The following is an 18,618-nucleotide window of genomic DNA, read 5'->3' as shown; positions in this document are numbered from 1 at the left end:
ACTGTCCCCAAAAAACATTACAATGGTGGCAGATCAATTTTTCCTTCTTCAAACAACACTTTAAGCATGTGTTTCGTGTAGCCTGCCGCTTGAGCGAAGGTAATATTCGCTGGCATTGGCGCCTCATCTGCATCAACGACTACATCAATAATACAAGGCTTCCGCTGTTTCACTGCTTCTTGGAAGGCTGGAAGCAACTCCTCCGGACGCTCCACACGGTAACCAACCCCACCACATGCCTCCGCATACTTAGCAAAGTTCGGATTCTGTAAATCCGTTCCATATTCAATATTCCCCATGACCTCTTGTTCAAACTTAATCATGGCAATCTTATGGTTGTTTAACACCACAACGACAATTGGGAGCTGATACTTTACAGCCGTGACGAAATCATTCATCGTCATTCCAAACCCACCATCACCGCAAATGGCAAACACCTGTCTATCAGGATAGGCAATCTGTCCGGCAAGGGCACCCGGAAGTCCGCAGCCAAGAGTCGCGAGCCAGCTAGAGATAATCATTTTTTGATGGGTCATATGAAAATGACGAGCCATCCATACCGTTACATTCCCCACATCCACTGATAACACCGCATCCTCTTCTGCAACCTCTTGCAAGGCACGAATCACACGCTGCGGCTTAATTGGAACAGAGTCGACCTCTTCCTGTTTTTCCAATCGGCTCCACCAATTTTGCATCGTCTCCTGGCACGCTTCTAAAAATTCACGGCTCTCATTCTCACGGACATTCTCCATCAACCAATCGATCGTTAAGCCCGCTTCACCAGCCAATCCCACATCAACCGGATACCGTTTCCCTATTTGGTATGGGTCGATATCAATTTGAATCGACTTCGCATGATCAGGCAAAAAGCCCGTAAATGGAAACGAAGTCCCGATCATTAAAAGCAAATCCGTATCCTGCATCGCCTCATACGCAGCCTTTGTTCCAATCAGCCCAAGTCCCCCTAAACAATAAGGATGTTTATCAGGAATAGCCCCTTTTCCTGGCAACGTCAATACAATTGGGGCAGCTATTTTTTCCGCAAAACCGAGCAACGTCTCTCGAATGCCATGGGTGCCTCTTCCCGCAAGAATCACTGGTCTCTCAGCAGCATTAAGTAATTCCTTCGCTTGCTGTAAATCTTCCTTCAACGGGAAAATTTCCTGCTGCGCTGTAAAACTTGAGGTCAGCCGCGCTTCCTTTCCTACCTCAAACCGTGGAATATCATCCGGAATAGTCAGAACTGCCACCCCTTTGCGGGCATAGGCTGTGCGGATGGCCTGATTCACGACCGCTGGAAGTTGTTCAGCCGACATGATCCGCTGATTATAGACTGCCACATCATCAAACATCCGCTCAAGGTTTACCTCTTGGAAGGAATCAGTCCCTAATAAATCCGATTCCACTTGTCCAGTCAGTGCTAGCACCGGCACCTTATCAAGCTTCGCATCATATAATCCGTTCAAAAGATGAATCGCACCAGGACCGGCTATAGCGGTACAAACGCCAATCTTCCCAGTTAACTTGGCATAAGCCGCTGCAGCTAGCGCCCCCGCTTCTTCATGCCGAACCTGAATAAACTTTATCTTGTCCTGCGCTTTCCGGAGTGGTTCAATAATCGAGTTGATCGAATCACCCGGCATCCCATAAATATGATCCACACCCCACTCAATCAATAACTCAACCAACTTCTCCCCAGCAGTAAGCTTAAACATGTTTGAAACCCCCTTTAATTGGGGGACAGTCCCCCACTACGTTAAAGCAGCGGGGGACTGTCACCTCACCTTATTGACGAAGCTCTTGCATTTTCCTTAACACGAGAGGATAGAAGTTCGTTCTCGCACTCTCTGTGGAGTTCCCTCCGAAGAAGCCTGTTCCGGGGCATGTTTTCACTGAGTGTCCAGCGCTGTTATCTAACACTCGTTCCCCCGTGTTCATATCCCACCAGTGATGATAGGTAATCGTGTCAACTGATGGGGTTAACCCGAACTTCATACTCAGTACGGCTGCGACAGTCACGATCGTTTCCCTTTGTGCATCCGTCATTCCATCGCCCCCTTGATCAAAATTCCCCACGTTTTCAATGGTCAGCGAGTCACTTTCAATCTCATCTCGGACGGCTGGATTTTGGAACGCAAACGAACCTTCAGGTGCCATGTTAATCGGACGGCAAACCGCTACTTTTCCATCCGGGAAGGTTGTTAAGTTTTGGCTAATCGTCTTCCATTTCATCTCTTGGACATGGTACTCCTCCATGCCCTTCAACAAGCCAAAATGATTAGAGCCATTAAAACTCTTGTAAGATGGCTGATAGGTATGATGTTCCTGGATCTTTCCTATTTTTCTGGTAAATCGATTGTGAAACAACCAATCCTTAAATTCATCTCTCGTCATTAAAATATATTGTCCCTGCATGGCCAATCGCTTTTGTGGAATCTTCAATTTTTGCCCCACCATAATTAAATCGGACGAAAGACCATTCGTTGTAACAATTAACGGGATAGTCGAATTATAAGCAGCAGCAATCTTCCATAATGTATCACCTGCTACGACTTCATACATCGGTGGAACCCACAATCTCTGACCAACTAACAATAAATCCGATACCAAGCCATTGCTCGCTTTGAGCTCTTCCACCGTCGTACCATACTTGACGGATACTCCCCATAACGTGTCTCCAGCTTTCACATCATAAATATTGCGAAAATCACCGCCAGCAGCAGAAACAGAGGCAGGAGCTACATTCATCGCTAGTAAAAGAATGGAACAAAATAAAGACACCCATAATTTTCCCATTTCATGATCCTTTCATTTATCGTATATTGCTATTTAATAGTCTGAAAAACGGCATGAAAAATTATGCAAACGATATAAAAAAGAAAGGGGACAGTCCCCCACTGCGCTAAAGCGCCGGGGGACTGTCCCCTTTTATAACAGAAATATTTTGTGTATAATAGATATATACTAAAAAAGGAGAAGTGCTCCAACACTTCTCCTTGCAACCTCTCCGTCAGGGTGATGGTTGTCTTACAAAGTTATTTTCTGTGAGAACCACCCTCTACCTTCCGACGGCGTAGGGTGGTTTTCTTGTGTTCAAGCACGTTCCTACGAAAGAAATATGCGATGACTTCCCGCACAATCCCCTTTAGAACCTCAAGAATAAATTCAAGAAAGATCTCTATGATTATCACCCCCCTTCCTAATAAAGAAACCATAAGAAGGAAAGAAGACTGACAACCACCCACCCTAACAATATTCAGTTGCAATTCCATTCTAACATTTTCCGCCAAGACAAGTGCATATTAATATTTGAAAATTCACAAAAAGGGGCAGTCCCCCACCGCGCTAAAGCGCTGGGGGACTGTCCCCAAACTCACTCTATCCTTTTATAAACACAGTTTTAATAGCAGTAAAGAATTCTTTTGCTGCTTCTCCTTGTTCGCGGGAGCCTGTGCTGGATGCTTTCATTCCACCAAATGGTGCCTGAAGTTCTACACCGGCACTTTCTGCGTTGATTCTTACCAAACCAGCCTCAATGTCATCAACGAATTGGAGCAAAGAATGGATGTTAGATGTAAAGATTGAGGCACTCAATCCATATTTTGTGTCATTAGCAATCTCAATCGCTTCTTCAAAGGAAGATGCTTTAATTAATGCAATAACAGGACCAAAGATTTCTTCTTGGGCGATCGCCATATGTGATTTTACATTTTCAAAAATAGCTGGAGAAATGTAAAACCCATTGTCATATTCTTCACCCTTTAATACTTCCCCACCTAATACTAAGGAAGCGCCTTCCGCCTTACCTTTTTCAATATAAGAGTGTACAGTGTTAAATTGGCTTTCACTTGCACAAGGCCCCATCCAAACACCTGCATCCAACCCATTACCCACCGTTATTTTTTTTGCTTCACGTATCAATTTCTCTTTAAACTCATCATAAACCGCATCTTCCACAATTACCCGGCTTGATGCCGTGCACTTTTGTCCAGTAGAGCGGAAGCCTCCACTGATTACAGCCTCGACCGCCATATCAAGATTTGCATCTCTACTTACAATAACTGGGTTCTTTCCACCCATTTCTAACTGAAACTTTATGCCGCGATCGGCTGCCACCTTCGCTACATTTTTACCTACGCCTTCCGATCCCGTAAAGGTAATAGCATTTAATAAAGGATGTTCAACTAACCCCTGACCAATGACAGACCCTGAACCAGTGATAAAGTTAAGAACCCCTTCAGGAAATCCAGCTTTCACGAAACATTCCACTACCTTAGCTGCCGTAACTGCCCCTTCAGTTGCCGGTTTTAATACGATTGTATTTCCGTATACAAGAGCAGGTGCTATTTTCCAAATGGGAATGGCTACTGGGAAATTCCATGGAGTAATCACACCGATCACACCAAGGGGAACCCGTTTGGTAAACATTAACGCATCTTTATCCGAAGAAGGAATGACGTCACCTTCTTTACGCATCCCCTCACTTGCATAATAACGGAGAATAGCCACACCTCTGGCAGTTTCCCCTTTCGCCTCTGGAAGGGTTTTTCCCATTTCCCTTGTCATCGTCTCAGCGATTTCATCAAGATTTTCTTCAAGGATATTTGCTGCTTTAAATAACAATTGTCCTCTTGCCGCTTGACCAAGCTTTCGCCACATCTTCTTAGCCTGATGTGCCGCTTCCACCGCGTTGTTCAAATCTTCCTTTGTAGAGTTTTGAACGAAGCCTACAACCTCCTCCTTGTTAGCAGGATTAATGCTTTCAATGGTTTCTTGTGATTGTGACTCCACCCACTCATTATTAATAAGGTTTTTATAAATTTCAGCTTTAAAAATAGTTTGCATTATTACTCTCTCCTCTCCTGTCATTAGAAAGTTGGTCCTATTCTCCAGATCCCAAAGTCGTGCTGTTTCAATATTTCTGCCTTGGTTAATTTGCCTGAAGATACGTGAATAATTTCATCAAAAATTCGCTGGCCGACTGAATCAATGGATTCTTTTCCTTCGATAATCGTTCCCGCATTCATATCAATATTCTCTGACATTCTTTCAAAAATTCCCGTATTGGTTGATATTTTAATAACTGGAGCAATAGGAGAGCCAGTTGGTGTTCCCCTGCCTGTCGTAAAAAGAACCACTTGAGCGCCGCCAGCCACCATTCCTGTCATCTGCTCGATATCGTGCCCAGGGGTATCCATCCAAACCAATCCTTTTTTTGTAGGAGGCTCGGCATAGTCAATAATCTCTTCTAGAGGCTTACTACCAGCTTTTGTAGCTGCTCCTAACGATTTTTCTTCAAGTGTGCTCAGACCGCCCCTTTTGTTTCCAGGACTAGGATTTCCCGTACGGATATCCACCCCCATTTGTAGAGAGCGATTCTCCATCGCCTGTATAATCTGGTACGCTTTTTTGGCAATTTTATCATCAACCGCCCGTTCGGCTAATAAATGCTCCGCTCCAATTAGCTCTGTCGTTTCTGCTAAAATAGCTGTACCGCCACGTTCGATAATCATATCACTCACAAACCCAACGGCAGGATTAGCGGATAATCCAGAACACGCATCGGAGCCACCGCACTCTGTTCCAATAATGAGTTCACTAATATCACATAACTCTTTCATTTGTGCCGACGCATCCTGGACCATTTGAGCTGCAATCTTGGCACCCTCTGCGATCGCCGATAAAGTACCACCATGGTCTTGAATTGATACCACTTTTACTGGTTTTTTAGTCTTTGCTAATTCTCCCGCCACACTTCTAGCTTGATGTGTTTCGCAGCCAAGACCCAAGACAACCACTCCATAAACATTGGGATTGGCGCCCATACCGACATATGTACGAAACGTTTGCTCATAATCTACTCCAACTTGCGCACACCCGTGTTGATGAATAAACGATACCGTTCCCTGAACCAATTCCGTAATCTGTTTGGCTGCTTGAGTAGCACATGTAATAGTAGGTAAAATTAACACATGGTTACGGACCCCCACTCTTCCATCCGGTCTACGGTATCCCCAAAATTGATTATTAGTTAGTTCCAATTCGGTCACCCCTTCCACGTATTCCCTCGATATTATGAATATGAACATGTTCTCCCACTTGAATTTCCTCTACGGCACTACCAATTACTTCGCCATATTTTACGATATTCGCTCCTTTTGGAATAAGCGTGACAGCGTACTTGTGGCCGAACTCAATATCTTTTAGTACTTTTACCGACACTTGCTTGTCTTGACAAGTGAGAATGACCTTCGCATTTGCCGGAATAAATTCCAGTGCCGTCGCCACATTATCTTGTGGTTTAATCATCACAGCTTTATAGTTACTATTCATTTTGTAATGGCTCCTTCTTTAAAAAAATTAGTAAAGAGCAGCATGTTTATTTACCGGTGCTTTCACCGGGTTACTTAGCACGCCAATTCCGGGAATTTCAATTTCGATTAAATCGCCATCCAGCAAAGTAAATTCATTCGGAGGAACAATACAAGTTCCTGTTAATAGCACGGTTCCATCAAAAATCTCATTATCCCTTAAAAGATAAGAAACTAATTCCTCATACTTTCTTTTTAATTGATTCGTATTGGCGAAACCTTCCACAACTTTTTGTCCGTTTCGAAAAATTCTACAATGAATATCAAGTTGGTACGGATCTTGAACTGCATCTGCAAGAAGAAGGGCGGGCCCAATGGAGCAAGAATGCTTCCAAATCTTTGCCTGAGGAAGATATAGTGGGTTTTCACCCTCGATATCCCGGGAACTCATATCATTTCCAATCGTATAGGCTAGGATATCTCCATTTTTATTAATGACCAGTCCAAGCTCTGGCTCAGGGATTTGCCAAGTCGAATCACTACGTATATATACTTCAGTATTAGGACCTACTAATCTAGCAGCGGTAGATTTCATAAAAAGTTCTGGGCGTTCTGCGTCATAAACCTTGTCATAAAAAGTAGTGGCATCCAATTTTCCAGCTGTTGCTTCATAATTACGAGCTTCTTTACTTCTTTCATAGGTGACACCTGCTGCCCAAACTTCAGGAGCTTCGATAGGCGCCAGTAAAGTGAGTTCCTCAACTTTCAGCATTTCAGGCTGTTCCTCTTTTATCACTTCTTGAAGAAGAGACAACGGGGTTTGATTCGTATTTTGAGCGTACTCCACTACCTCCATAAAGTCCTTATAAGAAAGGTTGTAAACCTCCGATTGCTCCGTTAAAGCGGCCAACACTGGGATGCCTTTTTCATTTTCGTATCGAATAACCCGCATAGCTCATTCTCCTTTTCCAGCTGAATTCTTATTTTTATAGACGTAAGACTTCGAGACATTACATTAATAATCCAGGTAACCACATGGAAATGAACGGTACAAAGGTGATCAGTAACAATGCAATTATTAAAACTAAGTAAAATGGAATGACTTCTTTTAGAAACTCCTCAATTTTTACATTAGCAGTAGAACAAACGGTAAAAATAGCCGTCCCTAATGGTGGGGTGATGGTTCCGATTCCGATATTAAATAAGAAAATCATTCCTAAATGCACAGGGTCAATTCCATAAGCCTGACCCATTGGTATAATCAATGGGGTTAAAATGACAATCGCGACGTTGCCTTCAATAAACATTCCTAAGATTAATAGAAAAATATTCAAAATGAGTAGGAAAGCAATTGGTGTACTTACCATGTCGGTTACGTATTCAGTTGCGAATTGTGGAATCCTCTCCCAAGTAAGAATCCAACCAAAGGCTGAGCCAGCTGCAATAATGATTAAAATGGAGGCAGATGTGGAAACGGATTCTTTAAGAGCGTCTTTTAAATGAGGAAGTTTCATTTCTCTATAAAAAACAAACCCAATAAATAACGCATATACAATCGCCACAGCACCAGCTTCTGTTGGAGTAAAAACGCCGATACGAATTCCACCAATGATAATTACTGGCAGCAATAGTGCGAGAATCGCATTCTTTGAAGCACTGGCAACCTCTTTAGGACGTGCCATCTTTTCTCTCACCGGGAGGTACCCTCTTCTTTTGGATACGATATGGACAGCAACCATCATAAGAAGACACGTCATCAATCCTGGAACAACACCCGCCATGAAAAGCTTCCCTATTGAAACATTGCCGATATAGCCATATAAGATCATTCCAATACCCGGAGGAATTAATGGAGTTATAAGAGATGAAGCACCAATAACAGATGCCGAAAATCCTGGAGCATATCCCTTTCTAAGCATTTGTGGATGCATCATTTTTGCTTGCATAGCAGCGTCGGCTAAACCAGATCCCGATAACCCTCCCATAATCGTACTTAGCACGATACTTACCTGAGCCAATCCTCCTGGAAGATGGCCAGTAATCGTTTCAGCAAAATCTGCGATCCTTCGTGTAATTCCGGTATAGTTCATTAAGACACCCGCTACCACGAAAAACGGGATTGCCAGAAGAGGAACAGATTCTATTCCTGCTATCATTCTTTGAACCAGCAACATAGGTTCTACTTGCTGTGCTAGTAAAAAATAGAGTAAACAGCTTCCGATAATTGCATATGCAACTGGAATACCAATCAAAAACAAAGTAAGTAAGGAGATGGAAGTAATTGCGACTGTCATAGATTCGCCTCCTCTAGGGATGAAGTCTGAAACTCATTATCCATTTTCGCTGTAGATTTTCTCCTCATCTTGCTAACGCGAGAAATAAGATGAATGGCTGAGAAAACTCCGCTTAAAACCACTGCAACATCAATATAGATATAGCTTATTCGTAAAACAGGGGTTAATCTTGTGGACGCTTGCGCTGCCAGCTGACTTCCTAAATAAATAAAGACAAATAGATTAATAAAAATAAGTAGTAGTTCTCTAAACAAAAAGAAGATTTTTTTTATAGAAGGTCTGAGTTTTTCCACAAAATACTCAATACCCACATGTCCATTTTCTTTTTCAACCACACTTGACCCAAGGAAGGTAAACCAAACAAATAAAGCTAAGATAATCTCTTCTGTCCATTTTAATGGTTCCCCTAATACAAACCTCATAAATACCCCAACAACCGCCACGCTAATGATTAAAATAAGGGAAATGGAAGCAAATACACTGTCTAAATGTATGATCGTGCGCCACAATCGTTTCAACATTTGTACTATCACCCCTTTGTCAAACTATGTATAGATTCATAGATAGAGGTGGTGGGAAGGAAACTGACCCTACCTCCCACCTTCATCTAAAAAACGCAATCCTACTCTATTATAATTTTTTGAATCTTATCATATAATCCTGGGCTCCAATCGGTCATTTCTTTATACACTTCTTTAGTGGCTTCTTTGAAGGCTGCTTTGTCTGGCTCAATAATCTTTACTCCCGCACCCTTTAAATCTTTCAATACAGTATCCTCTGATTCTTTGACCTTCTCACCCATGAACTTACCTGCTTCATCACCTGTTTCCTTTAATACCTTTACTACGTCATCAGGTAGTGTTTCGATATAAGACTGACCGGCGATCCACTGAATAATCATATTGGTATGACCAGATAAAGAAAGGTATTTCGCCTTTTCGTATACCTTAGACCCATAAATAACAGGAAGCGGGTTCTCCATACCATCGATTACACCCTGAGCAATAGAAGGATATACCTCTCCAAGTGGAAGTGGAGTTGCCGTTGCCCCCATTTTCTCCATGATTTTTATGGATAACGGATTGCTCGGAACACGTACTTTCAGGCCTTTCAAATCCTTCGGTTCCTTCACTGCCTTTGTCGTGATTAAGTGACGGTCACCATAAATCCATTTGGTTGTGACAATATGGATGCCTTTTCCTTGTAGGTCTTTTTCTAGTCCTTTGAACCACTCACTATCTGTTACTTTAAATAAGTCCTCATAGCTGTCAGTTAAATAAGGCGCTGAGAGAATCCCGATATCCGGAACATAATCCATTAAAAAGCTGGCATCCGCAATATGTACAATGTTTGCCCCCGTTTTCATCTGTTCAATCACGTCCTGCTTTGAACCAAGCTGAGAGCTAGGATATAGTTCAATTTTAATTTTCCCTTTACTTTTTTCCTCAGCTAGCCTTTTCCATTCCTTTGCCGCTAAATCAATCGGCTCCCCTGGTTGATTTTCATAGCCAATTTTAATGGTATATACATCCTTTTCCTTTTCCTTTTCCCCTGAAGCACTCTTCGATTTTCCGCACCCGACTAACACCATGGAAATGCATAAGCATAAAACCAATAGAATTGCTGAACCTCTTTTTACCATTTTTTCTTCCCCCTTTGGAATCGTAAAGTTCTACTATAACCCCTTAAATTTCTCGCAATTATACATTCTGGCTGATGATTGTTTCTTTTTCTTTTATTGAAACCGGTGATAGTAACCGATTAGTTAACACACCTAGTTTTTCAATCTGAATGGTTACTTCATCTCCATCTGTTAACCAATCCTGTTCATGTGCCGGAAGCCCAAGTATCACTCCTTCTGGTGTTCCAGTGATAATGAGATCCCCTGGCTCTAACGTCATGTAAGTGGAAATATAGCTTACTAGCTCATCACAATAAAAAATCATGTCAGAAGTATTGGACGATTGCCTCACTTTACCGTTTACGATTGTTTCGATCTTCAGTTGGTTTGGATCACCGACTTCATCTGCCGTAACTAAATAAGGACCCACCGGACAAAATCCATCACAGCTTTTTCCTAAAAGCCATTGATTGGTGCGAAATTGAAGGTCTCTGGCAGATAAATCATTGGCATTACAATAGCCTGCCACATAATTCAATGCCTGATCTCTTGACACCCCTTTTGCTCTTTTACCAATAACAATTCCAAGCTCTGCTTCAAAATCAACTTGCTTCGAATCTGCTGGAAGCTCCACCTTTTCAAGATGACCGGCAAGTGAATTGCTAAATTTGTTAAATAAAATAGGTGTTTTAGGGACATCCATATTGGATTCTTTGGCATGTTTGCGATAATTAAGGCCAACACATATAATTTTTGCTGTCTTCGGTACACATGGGCTTATTTGGATGCTGTTTTCTTCGTAGGTGAGGTCATCATGATTCTTGTAAGAGTTAATAAATTGTCGGAAAAATTCTTTGGAGTCTTCATCTGCGTGTAGCCACTGTTCTAAAGTAAGAGGGACTTCATGAGGTTCATATTCTTTAGCTGCTTCCCAAGCCTTTTCAATATCTAAAATTCCAGTGTCTGTTTTTACACCCAACCTGGGCTTGCCATTTGTGTTTACTCTAAAATTTACTAGTTTCAAATTTTTTACCTCCTATATGTTTTAAGCCATTTTTCCAAAGGTCACTCCACCATCGATATACAAAGGCGACCCCATCATAAAACTTGATTCGTCAGATGCTAGGAAAAGGGCGGCTTTGGCCACATCATCAGGACGTCCTAAATCGCCACTTAATTGTCTTTTCTTGATGCTGTTCAATCCTTCCTCATAATCCTCGTAGGAAGACTGTAAATATTTTTCCACGAACGGGGTGAGAATGGTCCCTGGCAGAAGAGCATTGACTCGAATGTTGTATGGAGCATAATCGACTTGCATGGATTTTGATAACGAAAGAATAGCCCCTTTTGTTGCGGAATAGGATGCCCTGCGAGCAAGTCCCATTTCTGCAATACAGGATGACATATTTATAATGGTCCCGCTTTGCTGCTGCATCATATGTGGTAACACATACTTACAAGGAAGAAAGACGCCTTTCATATTGACATTTACTACCTGATCCCATAACTCTTCACTCGTTTCATGGACAGCTCCAACACCAGAAACGCCTGCATTATTAAAAAGAACATCGATTCTTCCTACTTTTTGAATCACTTGATTAACCATTTGTTCTACTTCTTTAGAAATGGTAACGTCCGCTTGGATAAAAGTCGCCTTACCACTTGCTTCAATAATCTCTTGGACTGTCTCATTTCCAGCATCACGTGATAAATCATTGACTATAACATGGGCGCCCTCGTTGGCAAATAATATGGAGGTTGCCCTCCCAATCCCAGAGCCGCCACCAGTTATTAAAACGATTTTACTTGCTAGTCTCATTATGATTCACCTCCTTCAATTTTTGATTGGAGCCAAAAAGCCAGCTTTTAAAGAGATTCTTCTAGCTAAATCGATAATCTCTTCTTCTGCGACCTTTTTCTTTTCCTCCCACTTCGAAAGTAGAATGGTTGCACTAACAGAAGCTATGATTCGGTCCTCATGATTGATAATGGGGGCCGCCACACAATAGAAATCTTCCACTGCCTCTTGGCACTCGGTGATTACTCCATTTTCTTTAATACTTTCAATTTGCTCCCAAAGCTCATCAACTTTTGTAATCGTATATGGGGTCTTAGGCTTTAAGTTTTCCTCGGGATATAGCGCTTTCAATTCTTCCTTTGAATATTGGGAGAGTTGAACCTTCCCCATGGCCGTTGCGTGGGCTGGTAATTTCATTCCTGGGTCTGTGGACACTCTCACAGCAGATGTGCCTTCTTTTTTTGCCAGATACACAATTTCGGTTCCATCAAGTATGGAGAGCTGAAGTGTTTCGTCCAATCGTTTATTAGTTGTATGCGCTTCCAAATTAAAGGTGGTAATAAGGTCAAATTGTTTAAAGTAATAAGGGGTAAGGATCCCGAGTTTGATACCGAGTGAATAGGTCCCATCCTTTTCTCTCTTCACCCAATTAAGGGCTTCTAATGTGTTTAATAGGGAAAACATTGAGCTTTTATTTATGTTTAGTTCATTCGAGAAGTCAATTAACCGATATTTCTCAGGATGATGGGCAATAATCTCTAATATTTTATCGACCCGTTCGATTGCAGGCACCCAATACTTTCTTTCCATTTCATCAAGACCTTTCAACATTGAATGGATGTGGTTTATTATAGTAAACCCAGTTTTTTATAATGATTAAAAAATTAACTTGGTTTTTTATAGTAAACCAAGTTTTTTATACTGTACAACCTACACTTACTATATCATGGGCATTTTAACTAGGCAATAGGTATATTGTAAATTTTCTGAATTATAAAAACTAATAAAAAGAGGGACAGTCCCCAAGTTTAAGGTTGAACTGTCACCGTATAGCTATTAGATGCTCCGTTAGTGACCACGTTAAAGTAGGTTTGCTTGTTGTTAGGGAATTTAACGGCATAAGAAATACCTCCACCATGATCTTTCAAACCCTTAATTGTCACAGTGCTCGGGACGGCAATCGAAATCGCTGCTGCTTCCTTCGTCAAAATCAGCTTTTCTTTCACAGCCTCTCCATTCACACTTATTTGCACTTCATCCAAATCCTCTTTATTAAAATCCCAAATGAGCATTCTCGCCGTTCCTCCTGAGTCGTTTACCCCGACCGAAAAGTCTTTTGAGACAATATCTGAATTTACCTCTTCCTTAAATAGTTGGTCCCCCGCTGTAACTTCACTGGTAATCCGGTTGGCCACCACCTCTTGTTTCTTCTCTTCTGATGACACTCCCCCGGAAAACATACTAAAAATAATAGCAAGAACGAATGCTATAATACCACCAAACAGAACAGGCTTTCGGTGATTCTTCTCATGAACAATAACCTCTGAATCTTCACCAACATGATCCATTTCAGTTTGATAGTGTTGTAAAGGAGTCGATTCGTCAACTCCATGTGAACTTGTCTTCCTCACTTGACATGCCTCGTTCCTATTTATAAATTTTGTAGCTTATTGGATATTTATAATACCAGTAAGATAAAAACAATCTCCCCAACACAAAAGTAAAAATAGCCAGGAATGCAGCAATCCCTTTTGAATACATCATCTTGTCAGCCCAGAGGTTGGCAAACTCCACACCTAGCTGTAAGGCAAAAAAGGTAATAAAGCACATCTGGAGGAAAGGCAGCAGCACAGGAAATTTACGATAAATCCATTTTAAAGAATTGACTCTCATCGATATAAATAAAATAAAGCCGAATAACACTATTACCGCCAGACCAAGGGCCAGTCTCGGTGATTCATATTTAAATATATCCAAAAGGTCATTCAATGACATTATTGGACCGAACATGAGAATAAGCACGGTTATCGGAAAAAGAAAAATATAAAACAAACCCGCAAACAAAATGGTTAATAATTTCCTCATTACCTTCCACCCCCTGCCAAAATTAAGTCCTCTCTTTTTAACAACGTTAAATCCTCTAATGTAGGTTGGCTAATATGGCTCGTTCTTAAAGCATGCTGGCGGATTGCCGCTTCACAAATATTTCTTGCTAGCCTTCCATTCCCAGCCTCTGTATTTCTTTCATATCGTTTAAAAAGCTCCGTAAGAGCCATTTTTCCATCCAAACTAAACTCATACCCTTTTGGTTTAAGGATGTGTTCGCTAATTTCTAGGAGTTCTTCCACCGAGTAGTCAGGGAATGAAATAATATTCGGGAATCGCGAGCGAAGCCCTGCATTGGTATCCAGCAGACGCTCCATGTCCTCTTCGTAGCCAGCTAATATCACAATGATATTCTCCCTGTGGTCATCCATAAACTTAACAATTGTATCAATAGCCTCTTGGCCAAAATCTTGACCTCCGCCCACCAACGCATAGGCCTCGTCAACAAAAAGAACGCCACCCAATGCCTTTTCAAGCACATCCCGGGTCTTTAAAGCGGTTTGCCCAACATAACCTGCAACCAGGCCTGACCGATCTGTTTCAACAATGTGGTCTGACTTGATTACACCGAGCTCTTTTAGCCTTTTGGCTAAAATCCGTGCGATGGTCGTTTTACCTGTCCCTGGATTCCCTTTAAAAATCATATGCAGAGACTGTGCTCCTACATCTGGTAATCCCATCATCTTCCGCTTATTGGCGACCTCAATCTGTGCAGATAATGAACGAACAAAATCCTTCACACTATCTAGCCCAATTACAGATTGAAGTTCTGCCAATGCTAGATTTTTCGGAGCCTGTTCCATAAGCTTAAAATCTATCAGGGTTAATTGATTTAACTCACTTAGCTGTAAATTCGTTGCATCAACAATTCGAAGAGCCTGATTGCGAATCGCTTCTTCAAGTATATTTCGCACAAGACGGCCATTTCCGCTATCATTTTTACCAGGAATTTGCTTCTGCTTATACAGCTCTATTAACGGTGCTTTTAAGTCATTAGCCAGAGCAAATCCTTTCCTACTAGCCTGAATTTCTGTCATATCAGCAAGTTGTTCAGCTAAATAGTCAGGGAACTCAATTTTCAATGGGAACCGTGAAGATAAACCTGGATTTACCTTCATAAACTGTTCCATTTCTTCTGTATAGCCGGCTAGAACCACCACTAAATCATTGCGATAATTTTCAATCAAGCGGACAAGAGTATCAATGGCCTCCTTACCAAAACCACCACCCTGAACTCCACCTTCTGCTAAACTGTAGGCCTCATCAATAAACAACACACCACCAAGAGCCCTTTGAACCACTTCAGTTGTTTTAACAGCCGTTTGCCCAACATATTCGGCCACTAAATCCGTTCTGTCAACTTCCACAAGATGCCCACTCTTTAAAATCCCCATTGATTTCAGCATTTCAGCTAGAAGTCTGGCCATCGTCGTTTTTCCCGTCCCAGGATTACCTGAGAAAACAATATTTAATGTCTGAGATTGATCGGTAAGGATACCCGCATCTTTTCTTTTTTGATTGGCTAATATTTGTTTTTGTAATGTGCGGATAAAATCCTTCACATTCTCTAACCCAATAATCGGTTTAAAAGCCTCTTCCATATCAAATGGCTCTTTTGCTGCCAAACCAAAATCCTGTGCAATAAGCAATTTGAAATCCTTATTACTCTCTTCCTTATTCAATCGAACGGCTTGCTTCCGAATGGCCTCTTCTAAAAGATTTCGGACGAGACGCCCGTTTCCGCTATCATTTCTACCAGAAATTTGTTTCTTATCAAATACGGTGAGAAGCTCGCCACTAATTACAGGTTCAATGGTAAAGTCTTTTTCTTCCGCCATCATGTGAAGGATCTCTAGCATTTCTTCAGATGAGTAATCCGGAAATTCTGTGATATAAGGGAAACGAGATTTCAATCCAGGATTCGCCTTTAAGAAGGTCTCCATCTCTTTCGTATATCCTGCAATGACAACCACGAGGTCATCACGGTAATCCTCCATACCCTTTACTATCGTATCAATGGCCTCAAGACCAAACGGATCCTGCTTTTCCCGAGCCAGTGTATATGCTTCATCAATAAACAAGACTCCACCAATGGCACGTTGGATCGCAGCGTTGGTCTTCGGTGCAGTTGAACCCAAGTATTCCCCCACTAAATCCTGTCTCGCGACTTCTACTAGCTGCCCTTGTGATAGTAAGCCCATTGACTTCAGAATACGCGATACCAGTCTGGCAACAATAGTCTTCCCTGTTCCCGGATTTCCGGTAAACACCATATGTATAGCCATTTTATCGGCTTTTTTATAGCCCGCTTCCTGCCTAACTTTTTGAATTTTCACTGTTTCAAGCAGCTCATAAATGGAACGCTTAACTGAATCCAACCCAGTTAATTGATTAAGTTCCTCTAGTATATCCTCTAGCTTTTCTTCTTTAACAATCGGGATTCGTTTAAGCGGATAATCTTTGAGCCCATTAGAAGCTGACAAGAGATCATCTTGGAATTTCACTAGAACCCGATCACCATTTCGGAAAATTTCCCTTGCTCTTAAGTCAACAAGCACAGGGTAAAAATCTTTATCTATAAATCTCTCTATTTCTTCCCCATAGCGTTTTGTTTCTAGAATTCTCTCGGCCAGCGCCGAAAAAATAGACGGTTGAACAGAGAGGATAAGCTGTGCCTGTTTTTCTAACCTTTCCGCGGCCAAAGTCATCTTTTGCTTGAGAATGATTTCAATGTCCTCTTTTAACAATGGTGATGAAATGGCAAAGGACTGAATGCCTTTTAAAATAGAGGCTGGCATCTTGTTGGCAATGGCCGGTGGCAGCTGGCCCTGCTCTTTTTCCACAAAATGAACGTCTGTATATAACAATAAGAAATAGTCAGAGGCATTAATCATGACACCATTGGTTGTACGAAAATATCCCTGTGAAAATAACTTCGAAACATAGTCAATAATTTGCTCATTAGCCTTTTCAAACCCCGTAAAACAAACCGTGCCGATCCCATATTCAAAGGCAGCTGTACAATCAACAATAAAATTCGTATGGATATCCGATTCAGTGTATTTATCAAGCTCAATCGTAGCGTATCGATTATATGGAACTAGCTTTTTCTTATAAAGCTGATCAATTAATATTCGAATGGATGTTGTTTTCCCTGTTCCAGTAGGACCTGCGACTAATAGTGTCTGTTGGACCTTCCCTTTGATTCTATTAATAAAAGCTTTCTTGAAAGCAACAAGCAATTCATCGATAAAAGGGCCCTGTCTTAGAATAGACTGGTTCATTACTTGTTTTATTTCTTTAAAAATCAAATCAAGCTCGTCGTTTGATTTATTCAGGCCTAATTGTTTAACACCATGCTTCGCATCTTGGAAAACCTCTTTTACAGCTCCAACCGAATGCGGAACATTGGCAGGACCTTTAGGTATGGATTGATTTTTGACGGCCGTACCATTCATATGCAGCGACGTGGATTGCCGTACTGCTTGTTGCTTCTTCCCCGTAAACCCTTTTGCTTGAACAAAATCAAACAACTGGATTTCAGGAAGGACCACACGGAGCCATTTTTGAAAGTTCATAAAGGGAAACCTCACTTAATAGGTATATTTAAACTAATTCTACCCAATTTCTACAAAATATTAAATAAATATTACAGTAAAGGTAAAAAAAGGGGTCAAAAAAAAAAAAGGGTGAGTCCCCCACTACTGTAGAGCAGTGGGGGACTCACCCCAATCTTGTCGATTATTGACGATAAATTTGTCGAAAACCCTCAGTTGTTTACTGGTAAAATAGAAATAGTATAAATTTCCTGTATAGGGAAAAGTAGGGGTGAATAGATTTTGCTTAAGTTTAAACATATTTTAGTATTTCAATTAATTTTGTTGCTCACCGTAATAACAAGTGGGTGCGATATAGTCGATCAAGGGAAAGCCGCATATAACTATAAAACAGCATATGTTGCCATGATTGGCGAGGTACCAACAGCTAATAGTAGTGTAGGAGAATTATTTTATTTAGCAGAACGAGATATCAAGTACCATTTATCTGATGGGAATTCAGGAAGTGCCACTGCAAATCTAGCATATAATATTTCTTACATATTAAATACACCTGCAAAACTCATTCATAATATAAGATATGATTATTTAATGACACAGAAGGAATTTAAAGTAGACAAAAAGGTAGAACAGAGCATAGAAGGTAAAGTTGGCAATGCCTTACTTGATTTTAGTATGGTAGTCGCGATAGTAATGGATATTTTTTATGCGGCACTAGGTTTGATTCTATCCATTATCATGCTCTTTGTCGGAACTTTCATAGGTCTTATCGCTCATCCCATTGATACACTCTTAAATATTCCTGCTGTAATATGGGGACTACTTAAAACAGTGATTGCAGCAGTTGTAAACATTTTTTCTTGGGAGCAATAAAGCCTAATTTTCGAACCATTCTTTTATTTGCTAAATGATTTACCTTAATCAACAT

The 18,618-nt window shown here is 41.2% G+C and carries 16 protein-coding genes; 1 reads left to right on the top strand and 15 read right to left on the bottom strand.

All coding sequences use genetic code 11. The features are described from left to right. Positions 1 to 17: 17 nt before the first annotated feature. The 15 genes from QFZ87_RS04935 to QFZ87_RS04865 all read right to left on the bottom strand — a co-directional run bounded on the left by QFZ87_RS04935 (position 18) and on the right by QFZ87_RS04865 (position 17,711). Positions 18 to 1,718 carry a pyruvate oxidase gene (locus QFZ87_RS04935; RefSeq protein ID WP_309858498.1) on the bottom strand — a complete coding sequence of 567 codons (1,701 nt, stop codon included), beginning with the start codon at positions 1,716 to 1,718 and terminating at the stop codon, positions 18 to 20. Positions 1,719 to 1,788: 70 nt separating this feature from the next. Then, positions 1,789 to 2,799, bottom strand: coding sequence for a LysM peptidoglycan-binding domain-containing protein (locus QFZ87_RS04930; RefSeq protein WP_309858495.1), 1,011 nt, complete (start codon positions 2,797 to 2,799; stop codon positions 1,789 to 1,791). 582 nt (positions 2,800 to 3,381) lie between these two features. Continuing rightward, positions 3,382 to 4,848: an alpha-ketoglutaric semialdehyde dehydrogenase GucD gene (gene gucD, locus QFZ87_RS04925; protein WP_309858492.1), complete on the bottom strand. Its 1,467-nt coding sequence runs from the start codon at positions 4,846 to 4,848 to the stop codon at positions 3,382 to 3,384. 23 nt (positions 4,849 to 4,871) lie between these two features. Then, entirely contained in the window at positions 4,872 to 6,044 is a 1,173-nt protein-coding gene (locus QFZ87_RS04920; protein WP_396133895.1) for a UxaA family hydrolase, read from the bottom strand. Beyond that, complete coding sequence (locus QFZ87_RS04915) at positions 6,031 to 6,336, bottom strand: UxaA family hydrolase (RefSeq protein WP_309858487.1); 306 nt, start codon at positions 6,334 to 6,336, stop codon at positions 6,031 to 6,033. Before QFZ87_RS04915 ends, QFZ87_RS04920 begins: the two co-directional genes overlap by 14 nt. Positions 6,337 to 6,363: 27 nt before the next feature. Next, the gene (locus QFZ87_RS04910) at positions 6,364 to 7,266 is read right to left on the bottom strand and encodes a fumarylacetoacetate hydrolase family protein (protein WP_309858485.1); all 903 of its coding nucleotides are present in this window, start codon (positions 7,264 to 7,266) and stop codon (positions 6,364 to 6,366) included. A 58-nt stretch (positions 7,267 to 7,324) separates the two neighbouring features. Continuing rightward, the gene (locus QFZ87_RS04905; RefSeq protein ID WP_309858480.1) at positions 7,325 to 8,608 is read right to left on the bottom strand and encodes a TRAP transporter large permease; all 1,284 of its coding nucleotides are present in this window, start codon (positions 8,606 to 8,608) and stop codon (positions 7,325 to 7,327) included. Next, on the bottom strand, positions 8,605 to 9,129 hold the full coding sequence (locus QFZ87_RS04900; protein ID WP_309858478.1) for a TRAP transporter small permease: 525 nt from the start codon (positions 9,127 to 9,129) through the stop codon (positions 8,605 to 8,607). Before QFZ87_RS04900 ends, QFZ87_RS04905 begins: the two co-directional genes overlap by 4 nt. Before the next feature lie 101 nt (positions 9,130 to 9,230). After that, positions 9,231 to 10,250 carry a C4-dicarboxylate TRAP transporter substrate-binding protein gene (locus QFZ87_RS04895; RefSeq protein ID WP_309858475.1) on the bottom strand — a complete coding sequence of 340 codons (1,020 nt, stop codon included), beginning with the start codon at positions 10,248 to 10,250 and terminating at the stop codon, positions 9,231 to 9,233. 58 nt (positions 10,251 to 10,308) lie between these two features. Continuing rightward, entirely contained in the window at positions 10,309 to 11,253 is a 945-nt protein-coding gene (locus QFZ87_RS04890; RefSeq protein ID WP_309858472.1) for a fumarylacetoacetate hydrolase family protein, read from the bottom strand. Positions 11,254 to 11,274: 21 nt separating this feature from the next. Continuing rightward, the gene (locus tag QFZ87_RS04885) at positions 11,275 to 12,048 is read right to left on the bottom strand and encodes an SDR family NAD(P)-dependent oxidoreductase (RefSeq protein ID WP_309858468.1); all 774 of its coding nucleotides are present in this window, start codon (positions 12,046 to 12,048) and stop codon (positions 11,275 to 11,277) included. Positions 12,049 to 12,063: 15 nt separating this feature from the next. Next, on the bottom strand, positions 12,064 to 12,858 hold the full coding sequence (locus QFZ87_RS04880; RefSeq protein WP_309858465.1) for an IclR family transcriptional regulator: 795 nt from the start codon (positions 12,856 to 12,858) through the stop codon (positions 12,064 to 12,066). A gap of 197 nt (positions 12,859 to 13,055) precedes the next feature. Next, entirely contained in the window at positions 13,056 to 13,658 is a 603-nt protein-coding gene (locus QFZ87_RS04875; protein ID WP_309858462.1) for a hypothetical protein, read from the bottom strand. A 16-nt stretch (positions 13,659 to 13,674) separates the two neighbouring features. After that, positions 13,675 to 14,112, bottom strand: a complete 438-nt coding sequence (locus QFZ87_RS04870) for a hypothetical protein (protein WP_309858460.1) — start codon at positions 14,110 to 14,112, stop codon at positions 13,675 to 13,677. Then, positions 14,112 to 17,711, bottom strand: coding sequence for an AAA family ATPase (locus tag QFZ87_RS04865; protein WP_309858457.1), 3,600 nt, complete (start codon positions 17,709 to 17,711; stop codon positions 14,112 to 14,114). The genes QFZ87_RS04870 and QFZ87_RS04865 overlap by 1 nt, the downstream gene beginning before the upstream one ends. 261 nt (positions 17,712 to 17,972) lie before the next feature. Between QFZ87_RS04865 and QFZ87_RS04860 the strand changes: the two genes are divergently transcribed. After that, positions 17,973 to 18,563, top strand: a complete 591-nt coding sequence (locus QFZ87_RS04860; RefSeq protein ID WP_309858454.1) for a hypothetical protein — start codon at positions 17,973 to 17,975, stop codon at positions 18,561 to 18,563. Positions 18,564 to 18,618: the final 55 nt, after the last annotated feature.

The sequence above is a fragment of the Bacillus sp. SLBN-46 genome, assembly GCF_031453555.1.
Lineage (GTDB): Bacteria > Bacillota > Bacilli > Bacillales > Cytobacillaceae > Neobacillus.
This window is presented reverse-complemented; position numbering and strand designations above follow the sequence as displayed.

Coding starts and splice junctions, on each gene's coding strand:
- QFZ87_RS04870 (WP_309858460.1), bottom strand. CDS start 14,112: ATGAGGAAATTATTAACCATTTTGTTTGCGGGTTTGTTTTATATTTTT.
- QFZ87_RS04895 (WP_309858475.1), bottom strand. CDS start 10,250: ATGGTAAAAAGAGGTTCAGCAATTCTATTGGTTTTATGCTTATGCATT.
- QFZ87_RS04865 (WP_309858457.1), bottom strand. CDS start 17,711: ATGAACTTTCAAAAATGGCTCCGTGTGGTCCTTCCTGAAATCCAGTTG.
- QFZ87_RS04915 (WP_309858487.1), bottom strand. CDS start 6,336: ATGAATAGTAACTATAAAGCTGTGATGATTAAACCACAAGATAATGTG.
- QFZ87_RS04935 (WP_309858498.1), bottom strand. CDS start 1,718: ATGTTTAAGCTTACTGCTGGGGAGAAGTTGGTTGAGTTATTGATTGAG.
- QFZ87_RS04910 (WP_309858485.1), bottom strand. CDS start 7,266: ATGCGGGTTATTCGATACGAAAATGAAAAAGGCATCCCAGTGTTGGCC.
- QFZ87_RS04930 (WP_309858495.1), bottom strand. CDS start 2,799: ATGGGAAAATTATGGGTGTCTTTATTTTGTTCCATTCTTTTACTAGCG.
- QFZ87_RS04880 (WP_309858465.1), bottom strand. CDS start 12,858: ATGTTGAAAGGTCTTGATGAAATGGAAAGAAAGTATTGGGTGCCTGCA.
- QFZ87_RS04905 (WP_309858480.1), bottom strand. CDS start 8,608: ATGACAGTCGCAATTACTTCCATCTCCTTACTTACTTTGTTTTTGATT.
- gucD (WP_309858492.1), bottom strand. CDS start 4,848: ATGCAAACTATTTTTAAAGCTGAAATTTATAAAAACCTTATTAATAAT.
- QFZ87_RS04885 (WP_309858468.1), bottom strand. CDS start 12,048: ATGAGACTAGCAAGTAAAATCGTTTTAATAACTGGTGGCGGCTCTGGG.
- QFZ87_RS04900 (WP_309858478.1), bottom strand. CDS start 9,129: ATGTTGAAACGATTGTGGCGCACGATCATACATTTAGACAGTGTATTT.